Origin of the sequence: Aromatoleum petrolei, from assembly GCF_017894385.1 — a bacterium.
Lineage (GTDB): Bacteria > Pseudomonadota > Gammaproteobacteria > Burkholderiales > Rhodocyclaceae > Aromatoleum > Aromatoleum petrolei.
On record NZ_CP059560.1, the window covers coordinates 5,173,030 to 5,189,085 of the forward strand.

The following is a 16,056-nucleotide window of genomic DNA, read 5'->3' on the forward strand; positions in this document are numbered from 1 at the left end:
GGAACCTGGCTATGACAAGTAGACAATTTTTTGTACCCCAGCGGCTGGACGACGGGCAGTCCAAGAACGGTTATGCGGCGATCGACATGACGAAGGAGTTTGCGGAGAAGGACAACGCGAGCTTCCTCGCGAGGGTCGCATTAGACCTTCAGGCGATCAAGAAACGTCCCAAGAACAAGTTGGAACACGCAAGAGACGGGTCTATGGCCATCGGCCTGATCGGGCGGTACGGTCTGTTCGGTTATGGACTCCGTCGGAGTCAGGAGATTGTTCGCTTCGACCGGGGACCTTCGTACTGGAGCCACGCATTTCTGTTCCACGGGAACCTTTCACCCGACGAGGATCGCTTGCGCGGGGAGGACAGTCCGTGGCTCCTGGAGTGCGCGATACATCCACCTAAGTCGCTGAACGATTGGATATACAAAGATGGCGTAGCGCCAAGGCGAGTCTCGGACTACGCGCGAGCCGAATTCCATTGGTTGGCTGAATGCAGTGTTCCTAATATTGCAGTGATTTCCATTGCAATGACGCAGGCCGAGCGGGAGGCTATTCGCCGAGCCGCCCTTCAACCGGACGCCGCGCGCCTTCAGTACGACCTCCTCGCCTTGGCGGGGATGTGGTTCCAGCATCTAACCAACACGGCGGAGGTGCCCAACCCGCTGACCCAGGGGAATCCGATCTCCTCGTCTGCCTACGTGCAAATGGCGTACAACGCAGCCAACATCGATCTTGCTCCCACCGCAATTCAGGGGACATCCACACCCGAACACTTTTGGTCGCTCGCACGCCGGTTGCCTGGCCGTGCTGTCTACTGGGAGGAGAAGACGAAAGCACTTTCCCAGCGGTCTATTCAGTTATGGTACTGCGTGCGGGATCCCTACTGTTTGATGGCGCCGCCGGAGGTACTCCTTGAGTTTAGTTTGGAGCACATTGTTGGGAACACTTCTGGCTGAGGGGCACAGTGTGAGGGACGCACCAAGCGGTTGAAGGCTGTACGGCAAGGTCAAGGGCGTCACCACGAGGCAGGGGGTGACCGAGAGCACCTTGTAGCCAGCCTGCGCGATGGCATTCAGCCTTTGGGGCGCGATAAAGTGAGTCACGCCCTCGATTGAAGGCGGCTAAGCAATAGGCGCCCTAAGTCTCGAGTCCATGTGACGAACTAGATTTGATGTGAAGAAGCAAAAAACTGTGACCTTCCATTAAAAAATTGGACGTTCTTAATGTAGAGATGGGAATGCGACTCCTTCTTACCGCTATTCTGATTCTCATTGCGTCTGGTTGCGCTTCAAAATTATACCGCGGCACCGAAGCAGGCCGATTCTCGGGGGCGATCGACGTAAGATGGATACGCAGCGACTACTTTCTATTCACCCCGAATGAAGACGACCCGTTCCTCTTTACCCGTAGGGATGGAAGCGTGATCCGTCCAGGACCGATGTACACCGATGGAGGTTCGATTCCGCGATTTTTGTGGGGAATCGAAGGTTACTCACCGTGGGGCTATGCGCCTGCTTACATCATCCACGATTGGATCTTTGAAGCGCACCACTGTGGTTACGCGTCGGACAGTCGATACACCTTCGCTGATTCGACTGCAGTAATGGGTGAGAGTTTAAAGGCGCTGATGGAGGAAAGCCCGGAGTATCGAAACTACTTTGTGTTCGACTCAGTAATTGCGGCGGTTGGCTCCCCTATCGCAAAGAGGTTATGGGAGGACGGCTCCTGCAAGCCTCCGCCAATCGACCTTTTTGCAGTTCCAGAGACGGTCTTGCCTGGCGAACTGATCATGAGAATACAATTTAAGTAACACATTCCCAATGTTGCGAGTCGGTTTGTTTGCCTTGCACTCTGCTCCGGATCAATTTTCTGTAGCTTAGTCACAGGGCATGATGTAAAAAAACATTTGACGCATTCGAGTCCGCAGTTTGGCCAACAGGTCAGTGGTTCTTGCTCCAGATTGTGAGGTGACGCCGACGACTGGGTCGGCAAAGTCTCCTTCGATCTCGGGAGCATTTAGACGAGCCATCGCAAGTGCTGATTGAAATCGGAATACACCGAAATAGGCCGGTTACGTCACAATTAAACATCGAAGACGTCGAGTAATAAAGGAGGCACCAATGGTTTCAGTAGTTCGACGCGCCTTGATTACCCTTGCCGCCTTCTCGATATCTTCGGCGGGGGCCGAGGAGCGGTCAGTCGCTTACCTTGACCAAGGCTGGTCTCCGGAACAAAGGGCGGTTTGGTACACGCTTTCGCAAGGCTCACGCTTATTGCCGCTCGATTGGCTCCGTGCCCTCGAACAACCGGGCTCCTCCGATCCATTCCTAACGCGCGGATATATTGAGGAATTTCGATACCTATGGCCTGAGCCGGCAGCAATGAATCAGTTGCCAATTGGATTTGCGATCGATACTCAAAGCGATCGGCATTTCTCTGATAGAACTAGATTGCGTTGGAAGGCAGGGCAAGCCGATCGTGAGCCCTGGGTTGGTCTGAATTGTGCAGCTTGCCACACCGCGGAGCTGACATACCAAGGAAGGCGTTTTCGAATTAATGGCGGCCCAACTCTTGCCGACTTCCAAAGCTTTATCTCTGCGCTAAATAGGTCACTCATTGAGACAAGAAACGACAGTGCGAAGTTCGATAGATTTGCCCAGTCCGTCCTAGGAATTGGCGAAAGGAGCAAAGAGAACCTGAGTTTGCTAAAAAATGCCATGGATCGATTGATCAAATGGCAGCTTGAAGAAGAGACGGCGAACAAAGCTGCCATCGAATACGGTTTTGGACGACTCGACGCCTTCGGGCACATATACAACAAAATCTTACTGAGTCTACGTGCGAGAACGCAGCTGAATAATCCAGCTGATGCCCCGGTAAGTTATCCATTTCTGTGGAACACCCATCAACAAGATAAAGTCCAATGGAACGGTATCGCGGCTAACACCACTTTTGAAAACATTGCGATCGGAGCGCTTGGGCGCAATGTCGGTGAAGTAACCGGCGTATTTGCTGATCTGAAGCTATTTCGCTTTGGTCCGGCAGTCAATGGATATGTAACTAGCGCTCGGCTCAAGAATTTAATGCGCTTGGAAGGGCAGCTAGCACAACTCAAGCCACCAAGTTGGCCCGACGCATTCCCAACCATTGATGTGGAACGATGGGAGCGCGGAAAAGCTCTTTTCCTTGCCCCTTCTGGAGGCTGTGTCAGCTGCCATAGTGTTATCGGCAACGACGATCTAACAACGTCGGTAAATGTGGAAATGACCAAACTGAGTGGAGAAGGAGCCATTGGCACCGACCCTTGGATGGCGTGCAACGCATACACGTATCAGGCCTACTCAGGCATCCTGAGGGGAACACCGAGGAGGTTCATAATTTTCTCCAGTTCGCCATTTGAAGAAAAAGCGCCTTTAGCTGATTTGCTAAGTGCGACCGTTGTCGGATCCATCTACTATAAAAGGACAGAACTGCTGGGAAGTGTGCGGGCAGCATTAAAGGCCAGCCATCCATTTTTACTTGAGGCTTCGTCGGATCAAGATATCTCTTCCGAAATTCGTAGTGGCGGAGACGTCGTTCAAGTGTTGTCCAACATAGCAAGCATGAAACTGGAAACTGGAAAAGTTGCACGCCTACAGCGCTGCATGACAGAAAAAAATGCACTGCTGGCATACAAGGCCCGACCACTTACTGGTATCTGGGCGACTCCCCCATTTTTGCATAATGGTTCAGTGCCAACACTCTATGACCTGCTGCTGCCACCAGAGTCCCGGCCGAGGTATTTCTCGCTGGGCACCAGAGAGTTTGATCCAGAAAAGGTCGGCTATGTTAATGAGTTCTCGGGTGATCCACACCGCACACCGCAGGCAATTGAAAAAAATATATTTCAGTTTCGGGCCTTCGATGGCTTTGGTGCCGAAATTCCTGGAAACTCGAACGCCGGACACGATTATGGCAATAGGCAGTTTTCCGATGAGGACCGTTGGGCGTTGGTGGAATATATGAAGGCCGTGGGCGGTCATCGAGACGGCAATAGAATCGCTCCCTAGAGGCTCGCCCCTGAAATTGCTCCGCAAAGTGGCTCGATTAAAAGTCAACACAAAATGGGGCGGACAGATTATCTAGAATTTGAACAAGCGAGAAGTAACTGAACCGCGACTCTGGCCGTCGTCGCTGCCCGCAAATACGAGCGCGTTTGTCTGGAGTGTTTTCTGCCGACATTTATTGGAATCGCCGCTTCCTATGCATAGCAATCGGCGAATCCTGCCTCACGTATCGTCGGAGGCGACTCGGGTTCAATCCGCCTCTGAACTTAGTCGTTGGCGGCACGGGCAATAGGGAGCATTCATGACTGAAGAGCAGTTTCGCAGTGTGCTATTGGAATACCGAGAGGAGATCAGATTCCAAATTGCACAGCACTCCAAGCTGCGTGGATTGGATGGAACGTTGTATAATTATACTACTGGCGTCGTTCTCCTATGCACCGCTCTTTTGTCCACATTGCCGGGTGCGGAAGGCGGGTTTTTGTTCTGGTTTATGAAATCTCTAGCCGTCCTAAGTATGTTCTTGGTAGCGCTGGATCGAACGCTCGGTTTTGGGCCGAGGTGGAGATTTCATATCGAGATGGAAAATTCATATCGAACGCTGCTTGATCATCTCCTCATTTTAGAAACGGTCGAACCAATGGAGCGTGGATCGCGTTTGGACAAATTTCGCGGAGAATTGTCTGGTGTTCGCAGTAGGGAGCACGGTTTGCCTGGCATCTCGACGGCTGACGACAACAAGGCTGTACCAACGAAAGTGAGGCCAGACCAGTGATTCGGCAACTGGCTGCCTCCAGAGCCCATTTCGGAGCGGTTGGTCGAGGAGGAGGCAATGAAGATTTTCATCTGGTCGAGTTGCTGTCCATAGAACGCAGTGCCGGGTAACTGCGCCTCTTTGATACCTGCCGGACGACTTTTGACAGTTCGAGTGGCAGTCAGTGCTAAAGCATTCAATTGTCATCGATATGCCAGACTAACCCACATCGCATTATTCGTCATTGAAAGGCATTCATACTCAAGCACTTGCGCAGGCATCTTGTGAGCCTTTCTCAAAAGGCTTCCACTCTCTTTTGGGCTACGAGAATGGAAACACCGGCGCCGATACACTTGATGAATTGTCTTGCCCAAATTGAAGACCCACGCCGGGCGGGCTATACGCATCGCCATGAGCTGCGGGAGTTCCTGGCGATCGCCGTCTGTGCTGTGCGATGTGAACAGCTTCGAAGACATTGCGTTCTGGGCCGAGGATAAGGTGGTCTTGTAGTGGGAGTGGTGGGGATTTTCGACGCTTGGGGGATAATATCAAGCCTCAATTGAATGCAGAGGGCGCAGGGCTGACAGACGTCATCGCCCATCCAACTCGTGCAAATCTTGCACAGGTTGAGCTCATTGGAGGCCGAACCCGATCAAGTCCAGATTTTGGACATACCTGTGATGACCACTCACGGTAAGCGTCCGGTGCCGACCGTCTTGCGCAGGCGTCAGTCCGATGCGTTGATCTCGTCGGTGAACTCTCCGTCGCGCAATGCGCGGCTGATGGCGGCATCAAGCCGGATCAGGAGCTCGTAGAGGGTTTCGCCGTCGCGGCGCTGGAGGATAGCCAAGCAGTTGTGGTCGTCGTTGGCGATGGCGACGCAGCCGACGGGGTACAACTGCCCGAGGGTGATTTGCCCTTCGGTCTCGATCAGGGAGGTGACGTTGGGGAGGCCGGCCAGCGGATCGTCCGCCGGGCCTGGCGCTACGCGGCTTCCTGGTTTGCTTCGACCGGGGCGAGTTCGACGTTCCATGGCAGCAACTCCTCGATGCGGTTGACCGGGTGCTCGGCGATGCGCGCGAGCACGTGGCGCAGGTAGGCCTCCGGATCCAGATCGTTGAGCTTGGCCGTGCCGATCAGGCTGTAGATCGCGGCCGCGCGCTCGCCCCCGGCGTCCGAGCCGGCAAAGAGGTAGTTCTTGCGGCCGATCGCCACGGTGCGCAGCGCCCGCTCGGCGGCGTTGTTGTCGATCTCGATACGCCCGTCGGCGGCGTAGCGGGTGAGCGCCGGCCAACGCGTGAGCGCATAGCGAATCGCCTCGGCCAGCGCCGAACGCTTCGAGATCTTGGTGAGCGTCTCGCCGAGCCAGTGCTGGAGCTCGTCGAGCAGCGGCACGGCGCGCGCCTGGCGCACCTCGCGTCGCACGTCGGGCGGCTGCCCGCGGATGGCGGCCTCGATCTCGTAGAGCGCGCCGATGCGCGTGAGCGCCTCGGTGGCGATCGGCGAGGCCTGCGCCTTCGCGAGCTCGTAGAACTTGCGCCGGGCATGCGCCCAGCAGGCGGCCTCGACGATGTCTCCGTCGGCATACAGCGGCTCGTAGCCGGCGAAGGCGTCGGCTTGCAGGATGCCTCGGTATGCCTTGAGGTGCGCCTGGGGATGTTCGCCGCGCCGATTCGGCGAGTAGGCGAACCATACGGCGGGCGCCGCGCGGTCGCCGGCCGGGCGATCGTCCCGAACGTAGGTCCACAGCCGCCCGGTGCGGGTCTTGCCTTCTCCCGGCGCCAGCACGGGCACCGGTGTGTCGTCGGCGTGGACCTTGGCGGCTGCGAGCACGTACCGGTTAAGCGCCTCGACGAGCGGGCGCAGCAGCGCGCTGCACTGGCCGACCCAGTCGGCGAGCGTCGAGCGTTCGAGCGTGACGCCCGCCCGGGCGTAGATGTCGCTCTGGCGGTAGAGCGGCAGGTGGTCGCAGTACTTGGCGGTGAGGACATGGGCGAGCAGTCCCGCACCGGCCCGCCCGCGGGCAATCGGGCGGCTCGGTGCCGGCGCCTGGACGATCGCGTCACAGCGGGCGCAGGCAAGCTTCGGGCGCACGTGGCGGATCACCCGGAAGGAGTCGGGCACGTACTCGAGCATTTCGCTCACGTCTTCGCCGAGCCGCTTCAACGCGCCGCCGCAGTCCGGGCAGCAGCTCGCCTGCGGCGCATGTTCGAGCGGCTCGCGCGGCAGGTGCGCCGGCAACGGCTCGCGCGCGGCGCGTTCGGATTCGGTGCCGGGAATGCTCGGGGAAACGGCGACGGCGCGCTCGGCGCGCACCGCCTCGAACTCCTCGAGCGAGAGTTCCAGTTGGCCGATCGTCTCGTCGAGCTGCTCGGAGCGGCGGCCGAATTGCGCCCGGCGCAGCTTCGCGATGATGAAGTTCAGTCGCTCGATCTCGACCTGCTGGGCCGCGACCATCGCCTTGAGCAGCGTGGCATCATCGGGCAGGGGCGAGGTCGAGTCCATGAGGCGAGTCTACGCGAGTCGGCCCCGTGTGAACAGCCCCCCGGCAACCCTGCTATGCGGCGCATTCGGGCTGCCAGCTGCGCCGGGGCCGACGCCAGTCGATGCCTTCGAGCAGCATCGACAATTGCGCCGCGGTGAGATGGACTGCGCCGTCAGTCGCCTGCGGCCACACGAAGCGCCCGTGCTCGAGCCGCTTGGTAAAGAGGCACACCCCGTCGCCGCTCCACCACAAGAGCTTCACCAGATGACCGCGCCGCCCGCGGAAGATGAACACGTGCCCCGAGAACGGATTCTCCCCCAGCGCGCCTTGCACCAGCGCGGCCAGACCGTCCATGCCGCGGCGCATGTCGGTGACGCCGGCCACGAGCCAGATCCGGGTGCCCGCCGGCAGCCCGATCATGTCCGCGCGTCCAGGCAGTCGAGGACCGTGCGCAGCGCCTCGCGACTGACTTCGCCGAGCACCCGCACGGTCGCACTGCCGATGACGATCTCGAGCGCCGCCGACTGCTTCGCCTCCTCCAAGTCCTGGCCCGCGGTGGGCGACAAGGTCACCACCGGTAGCAGTTTCGGCATCACGCCCCTGCCAGGCATCCCAGCTACATGCTCCGGCTGTGGCCTGCCGAACAGTCCGGCGCGGTAGTAGCGGCGCCACTTGAACAGCAGGTTGGCGTTGAGGCCATGCTCGAGTGCGAGCTTCGCGACTGAGATCCCCGCCTCGCACGCGAGACCGGCGAGGTGGCGTTTGACGTCGACCGGATAGTTCGGACGCCCCTTGCGGGTCACCCGCGTGATGCCATTCGTAGCCAAAGTGGTCCCCACCAAATATTTGGTGGGCGCCACTCTGGGCGATCTCAATCAGAGACGGAAGACGGTGCTGGGCGGACGCTTACCACTCACGGCGGTGTGTCTGCTGTCAGCGGCAAGCGAGCGAATTTTTGGGGGGAGGGAGCCCATGCGTCAGCCCACCGGACAAAACAAGCGCCTGTCGGTAAAGGTGCGTGTTCGCATTCGCCCGGGCCGGATGATCCTCATCCGGCCACTGCTCCTGCGCACGCTCGGAGCGGATCCCGCGCAACTCACGGTCGAGCAGGAAGGGAACCGGCTTGTGATCTCGCGGCGCCTCTCACCGCAGGAAGCGCGTCTGGCCCGTCTCAAGACGCGACTCGCAGACCGCGGTGCGGCGGTCGAACAAATGAGACGCTTCATGCATGCTGCGCCACCAACGGCCGGCGTTGATCTCAAGGCGCTCATCGATGAGGGGCGCGTGTGAGGGCGTTCCGCCGTTTGGGTTGGGGAAAGCTGTAGGTCGTGAGATTCCTCATCATGTCGGTCGTGGTCGAAAAGCGGGGCAGGGGCGAGCAGCTTATGATGGCAGCGCAGCGTCCCGCAGGCACGCCAATCCCAGCGGCGGCAGAAACGTGTGTCTTGGGGGTTAATGTCAAACGAAGTAGGGCAGGGGAGGCGCTCCAGCTTTCCGGTCGTTGGCCGGAGCTGTCATCCACTCGCTTTGCGCGCAATGGCCTGTCAGGAGTAGTTACCCGCCATACAAGTTGCAATGTAACCGAAAGCATTATCGATTCGGGCAACTCTCCATCCCATTTGAAGGCGGTCTTAGCGTCGCTCACCGGGGGCGGACGGGTCGGCTGCCCAGCTCACCCTGTGGCACTGTATGCTTCTCCGGTCAAAAGCAGCAGCGAGACATCAGGCTTCGACTGCTGCAGCAACTCGACGGAAGCGAGGTACCGCCTCGGCTCTGCATGCGGAATCGCCACACCATACTTCGCGTTCAAGTCGGAGGGACGCATCTCAAAGCACGCCAAGCCGGCACCCAGGGTGATGAGCTTGCTTCCCAGTGGGGTCATCACCAGTCGGCAACCTCCCAGAATCGTCATGCTGTGTTGGTAGCGCAGCATCGCGCCCAAAAGCTGCCGGTAGGCTTCGAACGGCTGCAACTCGTGGGCATAGAGGATATTCGACGTCGGCGTCTTGCGGCTGTCGAACAGTGGCTCGCGGTACTCCACAAGCAGTCGATCCGCCTGCCGCGGATCCTTGGAGGGATGGGGTACGACCGGACAGACCTCCGCTTCCGTCGGTATTGAGCCTGCGATCTTCTGCAACTGGTTCACTCGCCCTTCGCCAAGAACAGGAAACCAGACCAGGGGCCAGTCCTGAACACGCTCCGCCTGCCATGCAGCGAAGAAGCCTGGGATGTTTAGCAGATCGTTGCTCGGATCTTCGGCCCGGATCTGTCCATCCAGCTTGGCGTCTTCCGCGACCAATACCTGGAAGTTAACCCCATTGGCATACAAGGGGTGAGCCCCACCTTCGACAGCCGTCTTGTTGGGGACGAGCTTTTGCAGGATGTTAGTGAGCAGGGCGAGGTACGTTGCGCGCGGCAAGGAGCTTACGTCGAGGATGATGTCCGTCTTACCACCCATCTCATCCAGAACCGTCTTAACGCGCTGGCGCAGCGCATCGCTGGCACTCGCCTCTTCCTCCCCCTCCGGCGTCTCGATCGTGATAGTGGTCGTCTCACCAAGCGGTGAGAACGCCGCCTTCAATGCCGCAGCGTTCTCGTCGGTGAGCTCTTGAATTCGCTTGTCCAGTTCGTAGCCGTCGAGCCCGAGCAACAGCAGCTTGGCGCTCACCGTTCGGCGTCCGGCTCCCCGTTGTCCCGCCACGAATTCGCGCATCACCGCCTGTGCACGAACGTCAAAACCACGACCTGCAATGTACAGCAACTTGGCGGGGCGGTCCTGCAACAAACTGTCCCACAGCTCGTGCACTGCGTTGCCGCGACGGAACACGTAGTGGTCCCAGAGCATGCTAGATCGCCTCCTGGCTCTTGCGGATGGGTGTCAAGCGGCGCTCCATCCATTTCATCAGTTCGCCGACGGAAACATCCCGCCATCCGCCCATTTGAAGGGGTAGGCCGTAGTGCGCGCACAATGAGCGATTCAGATAGAATACGGTGCCGCTGTCGCGCGAACCCGTGGCTTGGCTCTCGCGTTGGACCAGCAGGTTCTCCGCTGCGCACTCCGCCAGTACCCGTTGCAATATGATGCCGTTGGGTCCGAGCGGATTGGAGGGAGCGGTGAGCTTCGTCAATTCCGAACGGGACAAGCGCACGCCAGTGACGCCCGGTGCATAGGGAGCGTTCGGCGCGAAGGTCTGCTCATAGCAGAACGCGCCAATGGAATCCAGAAGCCTTTGTGCTCGTGTGCCTTCGGTATGCGATTTGGGGATGAACTCGCGCTTGCGACCAGCCGCCTCGCGCAGGAGTTTGTCCTGCTCAAGGGGAGACAAGATCGGCTCGGACTTGCGCAGCACCTGCTTGGTCTGCAGGCCAACGTAGAGCGCCGCGGCAAGAGCCAGCAGTTCCTCAACATTGTTCGTTGCCATAACACAAAGACGTTCGAACCCAAAGTAGTACGGAATGCCCAACTCCTCGTGCATGAACAGTTCGGCTGCGCCGCGCAGCTGGGAACTGTCGCGATCTTCGAGTTCCTCCTCGGTCAACGTCAGGTCTAGAGACAACTGGCGCTTGGACGCGTCGCGAACCAGCAGGATACGTGTGACGTAGAGCTCCAGCAGCGATTCCAAGTTCTGGTCAACGGTGTACTGGTCCGCTCGCGCAAGCCATTGCGCGTAGCGCAAGTTGGATTGGTGACGCTCCACTTCGTTGCGAAAACGCTGAATGCCATCGGCTACTTGGCTGCGCACCTCGCTACTGACCAGTTTGTCTCGCAGGCATTGCGTGAACGACCCCGCCGGCACCGCGTCCTGGTTTTTCATCCGGCGATCCAGAATGTTCTGTGCGTAGGACACGAACTGGTTCGCCCCCTTAGGATCGCTCCACATCCTGTCCAGATTGTACTCGCGCAGATCGCGGCCTTCGCGCACGCCCTGGGACAGCAATTCCGTTCCCAACGCCACCGTGCGCTCCGCGAGCCAGACCGGAATGGATGGGCGCATCACCGTCAGATCGTCGATCAACAGGGCTCGCTGCCTGCGTCGCAACTTGTGCATGTCATCGACCATTAACAAGCGCTGTCCGGCAACAACTCGACCTTCGTAAAGGAACTGGATTGACTGCAACCACAGCACCCCCTCGAAGCGTAAATGGCTTGGCAAAGTCGCGCTGGTGGGCTCAATGAAGGAGTCCAACTGCGCATAGACGCGCTGCTCGTGCTCCTCAGCCCAGGTGGCGAGTTCCAAAGCATTGCGCCGTTCCGGAATGCCCTGCAGTCTCGGCACTGTGGCATAGTCAAGCGAGATCTCGGCCAGTTGCTCCGGCGCGCTGAGTCCAAGCAATGCACCTAGGCTACGCAGCGTGCGCAACACGATGCGGCAATCCAGAAGCGCCCGGAACAGCCCTTCCTGTTGCAGGCCCTCGCTGGAGGGCAGATCGGCGAAACCAGAAGCGCAGCTGAGGAAAACGCCGAGCAGCTGAGGGCTGTCGTCCTCGGTCAGCAATCCGCGGTTGAGCAGCTTCTGGAACGACTCGGACAACTCTGGCCGATTGCGGGAGTTCCAGAACGCCCGTAGTGCCGACGGCGTGAAGGCGCGCAGCAGCGTCGTCTTTCCGGCACCGGGCGCGCTGCGGAACATGTGCACTGCGCCATCGAACGCGTCCTCATCCAGCTTCTCAAGGATCTTGGGCGAAAACAGCCGCACGAACTCCATGTCTGAGGTGGTGCGTTCGGACATGCGCTCCAGGAAGGGGTTGGTGTTGTAGGCCATCAGAACTCTCGATGGCGGCTGACACGGGGGAACAAGCCATGCGGCTTGAACTGTTCCGGCCCCCACAGCAGGAAAACCGAGTTGTTTGGCGTATTGTGGCCCAGTACAACCGGTAGCGCGCACCCGGCGAAGCCCAAACCGGCATCGTCCGTTCCCCCGACGAGAAAGTTTTTGTCGACCACGCTGTTATTGCAATACGCAGGATTCGCCAGCAGGGCTTGCAGTTCAGTGTCGGAACTCCGAGATAAGGAAACTTCGGACTCTATCGGGCAGAGAATGCGCACCTGTAAGGGCTTGAAACCGTGGTCTGTCGTAAAGCGTTCGGACCAATACTCGATATGGTCGATCGCCTGACGCGTTGCAGTGTAGAGCATCAGGAACACCTCGTAGTGCGATGGATCCACCATGCCTCTCTGGTGAAGCCGCTGGTAGATCTTCGGCAGCTTGCCCTTGAACCTGCGTGACGCTCCGTCGTACCGAATGTAGGTGTTGCCGCTACCCGAGAAGTCGTCAAGTAACCAGATCAGGTTGAAGTGGGGAGCATCGGACGGGAAGCCTGCCTTTTGCAACGACGCTGCGAGCTCGTCGAGCATATCCCCGGCCTTCTCGTCGCCCAACTCGTAGGCCTGCCAGATCTGCTCGTTGCCGATCTCCCCGTCGCTGGCACGGCGCAGCTCATTGGTGCGGGCGCCGTCACTCAGACCGAGGTACAGCGACGTCAGACGAAGTTGTTCGAAGCGCCGATGCCGTGCGATCTCCTGGACCTTGAAGGACGGGATCTCGTGCTCCTCCGATACCAGACGCATCCGTTCCTGTACGATCCAGTCGCGATATGCCGTGCGCACGAGGTGCGAGAGCTCGGCGTCGGAGATGAACACCAAGTGGTCGAGGACCAGCCTCAGCGCTGTCGATCGATCTTGAGGTTCGAACTGGTGGAGCCACAATGCAAGGCTTTCGATGAAGCGGCGGCCCGGGCCAAAGCGCTGATAGTGGTCATACTTGAAGTCGGCCAGCAACTGGAGGGTTGGCAGAACCTGTGGCACGGCCTCCAGGTCCTCCCACCCCATTACCTTCGCCAGCATTTTGGCAGCATTCTGGTCACGCATCGCCGTCGCTCCCACGGTCACGGTCGCGCGGGAGGTCCACGCGGAACACACCTTCGCCTTCTTCCGTCATCCGCTCGAGGTACCACAGCGTGGCATCGACGTCCCGCTTCTCGGTCGGCGCCAGCTTCCATCCGCGGTCTAGGCGGCGCGAAGGAACGTCGACACTCAGTGAGTACCGGTGTTCTAGGAGCGCCGCGTCGTTCCCGGGCCAAGCACCCTGGTCACCCATGGTGAGGACTTGATAGGGATCGATCTTGTCTTGCTGGATGATGTGCGCGATAAGTGCCGACTTACTCACGCCACGAGCGAGGATGTCCACGGAGTGCTTGCTGCGTACCATCGTCGACAGATCTAGCCCCGCTTGGCGCAAGGCGTCGGCAATCACAAACCACATAGCATCGGTCGCGATTCCTTCGCCAAAGCGCACGCTCACCTGGTATGGATGCGTGGTGCGGTGGGCAAGGATTGGCACGCCCAGCGCCTTCAAACGCACCACAATACGGGTCACGTGGCTGAGGAACTCGCTTGTCTCCTGCGGCGGCGCCGGAGGTACATCCGCCGTGGAAATCCAGCCTCCGTTGTAAAGCCCCAGCCGTATCTTCGGCAGGACGTCCTGTGGTACGGCTTCCTGAAGGCAGGTCTGGATCGAGCCGCCCCGTCCTGAGGCGATGCCAACGACAATGCCGGCGCGGGCGAGTCGCACCAAGTGCTCAACAACATCCTGCGACGGTGGGCCGTCCTTGCTCTGCGAACTACACAGGGTCCCGTCGTAGTCGAAAACCACCGCCTTGAAGCGCTGCGCGCGGATCGTGTCGGCGAAGGTCTGCGCCGCCCGGCGCATCGTGCCGTGATTCCTCTGGGACGGCCAATGGGCTCCGAGAACTTCGTACTTGGACTGCTCCTCGTCAGGCCCTGGCGCCTTCGGCAATGGGATCACGTCACGCAGGTTCGCGTAGTGGATCTCCCGCCCATAGCTCGGCACATCCGGTCGCCCGGGATCCTTGCCCAGTGCGCGGCCGATCGCCGCCACCAAGTGCATCTGCGCAACCAGTCCCGCGATCATGTGAACGGGGGCAACACTGGATAGCGGCATGGCAAGCGTGGGAATGTCGGCAGGAAATTTGCTGCGCATGCCTTCCCAGAGCTTGTCTAGGGAGGGCTCGACTAGGGCGAGGATCGCACAATCCTGAGGGCGCTGCGCCAGCCAGAGGTGCCTGCCATGTGCATAGGACCGCAAATCGGCCAACTGTGTGTGCAGGAGCGCTCCTTCGGAGAGCTTCGACTCCAGATCGGCGGCGACGGGGCGCAGAAGGGGCGAGTAAACGACGGTGAGTGCTCCCCGCCGCACTGCTTCGGTAACGAATGGCATTGCCGAGTCAAGCCAAGCATCCACGGGCTGATTGCCGACCCGAAGCGCTGCCATGTTTGCAGGCATCGGTTCAGAGTGCCCGTTAAGCTCGCCATACGCCCTGGCTACCAAGACAGCGTCAAGCAGCAAGCTGTTGGTCGCGAGGTAGCCGTCCTTCTTGTCGAGTTCGAAGACGTACGGCTTCACCCCCGGAAGCGCATGCACATGCTCCATCAGCACGCTGTCCTGCCGATTGGTCAATACGTGGACCGTGCGGGGGCTGAAACGCCGTGCCCGCTCGAGCGCCTCCACGATATCTGGGTTCTTGCCCTCGGCCGAAACGAGAAAGACTGGACTGGAAGAAGCCAGCGCAGGACTACAGATAATCTCCAGCGGCGTGGAGGGGCGTGAGACTCGCCCCGTGTAGGCCTCGTGCAGACTGCACAGCAGCGACGCCACCGTGAAGGAGCCGCCGGAACCCACGCCGATCATGCTGGACTCGGCGGTGCTGGCAATCGCGAGTTTCAACGAGTCGATATCGGCGGCGCACGCCGCCGAATAACTGTGCCCGAGCTGCGCGAGTTCGTCTTCGTAATGGCTGGCGACCGTCTGCATATTCTGCCCGGTCACGCCGTTGCGGGCGCCCGTTTGGACGCGGTCTTGATGCTTCCCGGCGTCTTGCCTGCTGCCGAGGTCTTGGACTTGGTATTCTGCGCCGGCTGCTGACGATAGTCTGCCCGCAGCTCCATCAGCATCACACCGAGCATGTTCTCGCCCTTGCCATCAACCTCGCCCCACAGCCGGTTAACGGCGTTGTTGACGGTCCCGGCTTCCACGAGCCTCGCATCACCGGTCGACAGCAACAGATCCCGTAGGTCGGCGTGTTGATCGAACTTCGCGCGTAGCACGGCGCGCATGCGATCGAACTTGATCTTCGCCCAGTCGGGCACCACGTCCCAGACGTAAAGACCGTGGGCCGCCATGGCGGCCAAGGCGGGAGTGGGGGCACTGAGGATCCAATCGCGAACCGCGGGTTTGCGGGCCTTGCCCGCCTGGTAAGCGTGCTCGGATGTGGGATAGGTGGTCCCCTCAAAGTCGATGGGGCGCTGAAACAGATTGCTGAAGGCGCCATACGGCTTTTCGTTGGCGCGATAGAAGCGAATCTCCGGGGCAGCGGCCGTATTATCGGTGGGGCGCTCGCACGCCGCCTGTCGTGTCTTTGTCATTGACGAGATACCTTGACATAGTGTTCGGGACTGAGGCCCAGCGTCCGGCAATGGTTGACGATGAGCACTTCCAAAAGGCTGGTGAGGCTGCGGTGTTCATGCTCCGCCGCAGCCTCGGCCGCGGCTTTGATCTTGGGATCAAGCCGAACTGTAAGGGTGGCGGTCTTTACCTTCGGACGTCGTGTGGTGGTCATATAGGCAGACGATATTGAGAGCAAGCACCGGAGCGTTAATGTACTGCACTTTGCAGTGCATATTGGGCGCCGAATCATGCCGTGATGTTGTTCGAAGAGGTTCCATCCAAAATTTGCCGAAAAGGGAAGCTGTCGTTCGA

General features: G+C 59.4%; 14 protein-coding genes. 5 read left to right on the forward strand and 9 right to left on the reverse strand.

Translation table 11 applies throughout. The features are described from left to right. Window positions 1-11: 11 nt before the first annotated feature. The 4 genes from ToN1_RS23620 to ToN1_RS23635 all read left to right on the forward strand — a co-directional run bounded on the left by ToN1_RS23620 (window position 12) and on the right by ToN1_RS23635 (window position 4,815). Window positions 12-953: a hypothetical protein gene (locus ToN1_RS23620; RefSeq protein WP_169205621.1), complete on the forward strand. Its 942-nt coding sequence runs from the start codon at window positions 12-14 to the stop codon at window positions 951-953. 281 nt (window positions 954-1,234) lie between these two features. Then, on the forward strand, window positions 1,235-1,807 hold the full coding sequence (locus ToN1_RS23625) for a DUF1353 domain-containing protein (RefSeq protein WP_169205620.1): 573 nt from the start codon (window positions 1,235-1,237) through the stop codon (window positions 1,805-1,807). 310 nt (window positions 1,808-2,117) lie between these two features. Beyond that, window positions 2,118-4,046, forward strand: a complete 1,929-nt coding sequence (locus tag ToN1_RS23630; protein WP_169205619.1) for a di-heme-cytochrome C peroxidase — start codon at window positions 2,118-2,120, stop codon at window positions 4,044-4,046. A gap of 298 nt (window positions 4,047-4,344) precedes the next feature. Next, the gene (locus ToN1_RS23635) at window positions 4,345-4,815 is read left to right on the forward strand and encodes a hypothetical protein (protein ID WP_169205618.1); all 471 of its coding nucleotides are present in this window, start codon (window positions 4,345-4,347) and stop codon (window positions 4,813-4,815) included. 706 nt (window positions 4,816-5,521) lie between these two features. Here ToN1_RS23635 and ToN1_RS23640 read toward each other — a convergent pair. The 4 genes from ToN1_RS23640 to tnpA are packed head-to-tail and all read right to left on the reverse strand — an operon-like array spanning window position 5,522 to window position 8,106. After that, complete coding sequence (locus tag ToN1_RS23640) at window positions 5,522-5,827, reverse strand: hypothetical protein (RefSeq protein WP_169205617.1); 306 nt, start codon at window positions 5,825-5,827, stop codon at window positions 5,522-5,524. Next, window positions 5,779-7,299, reverse strand: coding sequence for an IS66 family transposase (gene tnpC, locus ToN1_RS23645; RefSeq protein WP_169205616.1), 1,521 nt, complete (start codon window positions 7,297-7,299; stop codon window positions 5,779-5,781). The genes ToN1_RS23640 and tnpC overlap by 49 nt, the downstream gene beginning before the upstream one ends. A 52-nt stretch (window positions 7,300-7,351) precedes the next feature. Then, window positions 7,352-7,699 (reverse strand): IS66 family insertion sequence element accessory protein TnpB, encoded by a 348-nt coding sequence (gene tnpB, locus ToN1_RS23650; RefSeq protein ID WP_169128055.1) that lies wholly within the window; start codon window positions 7,697-7,699, stop codon window positions 7,352-7,354. After that, a complete protein-coding gene (tnpA, locus tag ToN1_RS23655; protein WP_210147920.1) occupies window positions 7,696-8,106 on the reverse strand; it encodes an IS66-like element accessory protein TnpA in 411 nt (136 codons plus the stop codon). Before tnpA ends, tnpB begins: the two co-directional genes overlap by 4 nt. 145 nt (window positions 8,107-8,251) lie before the next feature. On the opposite strand from tnpA, the gene ToN1_RS23660 reads away from it, so the two are divergent. Further along, on the forward strand, window positions 8,252-8,569 hold the full coding sequence (locus tag ToN1_RS23660) for a hypothetical protein (RefSeq protein ID WP_169205615.1): 318 nt from the start codon (window positions 8,252-8,254) through the stop codon (window positions 8,567-8,569). A gap of 382 nt (window positions 8,570-8,951) precedes the next feature. Here the strand turns inward: ToN1_RS23660 and ToN1_RS23665 are convergent, their stop codons facing one another. From ToN1_RS23665 to ToN1_RS23685, 5 genes are read right to left on the reverse strand one after another with little or no spacing between them, the layout of a single operon-like run. Then, the gene (locus ToN1_RS23665) at window positions 8,952-10,124 is read right to left on the reverse strand and encodes a hypothetical protein (protein ID WP_169205614.1); all 1,173 of its coding nucleotides are present in this window, start codon (window positions 10,122-10,124) and stop codon (window positions 8,952-8,954) included. A gap of 1 nt (window position 10,125) precedes the next feature. Beyond that, window positions 10,126-12,042: an ORC-CDC6 family AAA ATPase gene (locus ToN1_RS23670; RefSeq protein ID WP_169205613.1), complete on the reverse strand. Its 1,917-nt coding sequence runs from the start codon at window positions 12,040-12,042 to the stop codon at window positions 10,126-10,128. Continuing rightward, window positions 12,042-13,148, reverse strand: coding sequence for a phosphoribosyltransferase-like protein (locus ToN1_RS23675; protein WP_169205612.1), 1,107 nt, complete (start codon window positions 13,146-13,148; stop codon window positions 12,042-12,044). Before ToN1_RS23675 ends, ToN1_RS23670 begins: the two co-directional genes overlap by 1 nt. Continuing rightward, window positions 13,141-15,111: an HAD family hydrolase gene (locus ToN1_RS23680; protein WP_169205611.1), complete on the reverse strand. Its 1,971-nt coding sequence runs from the start codon at window positions 15,109-15,111 to the stop codon at window positions 13,141-13,143. Before ToN1_RS23680 ends, ToN1_RS23675 begins: the two co-directional genes overlap by 8 nt. Window positions 15,112-15,122: 11 nt before the next feature. Next, on the reverse strand, window positions 15,123-15,722 hold the full coding sequence (locus ToN1_RS23685) for a riboflavin biosynthesis intermediates N-glycosidase (protein WP_169205610.1): 600 nt from the start codon (window positions 15,720-15,722) through the stop codon (window positions 15,123-15,125). Window positions 15,723-16,056: the final 334 nt, after the last annotated feature.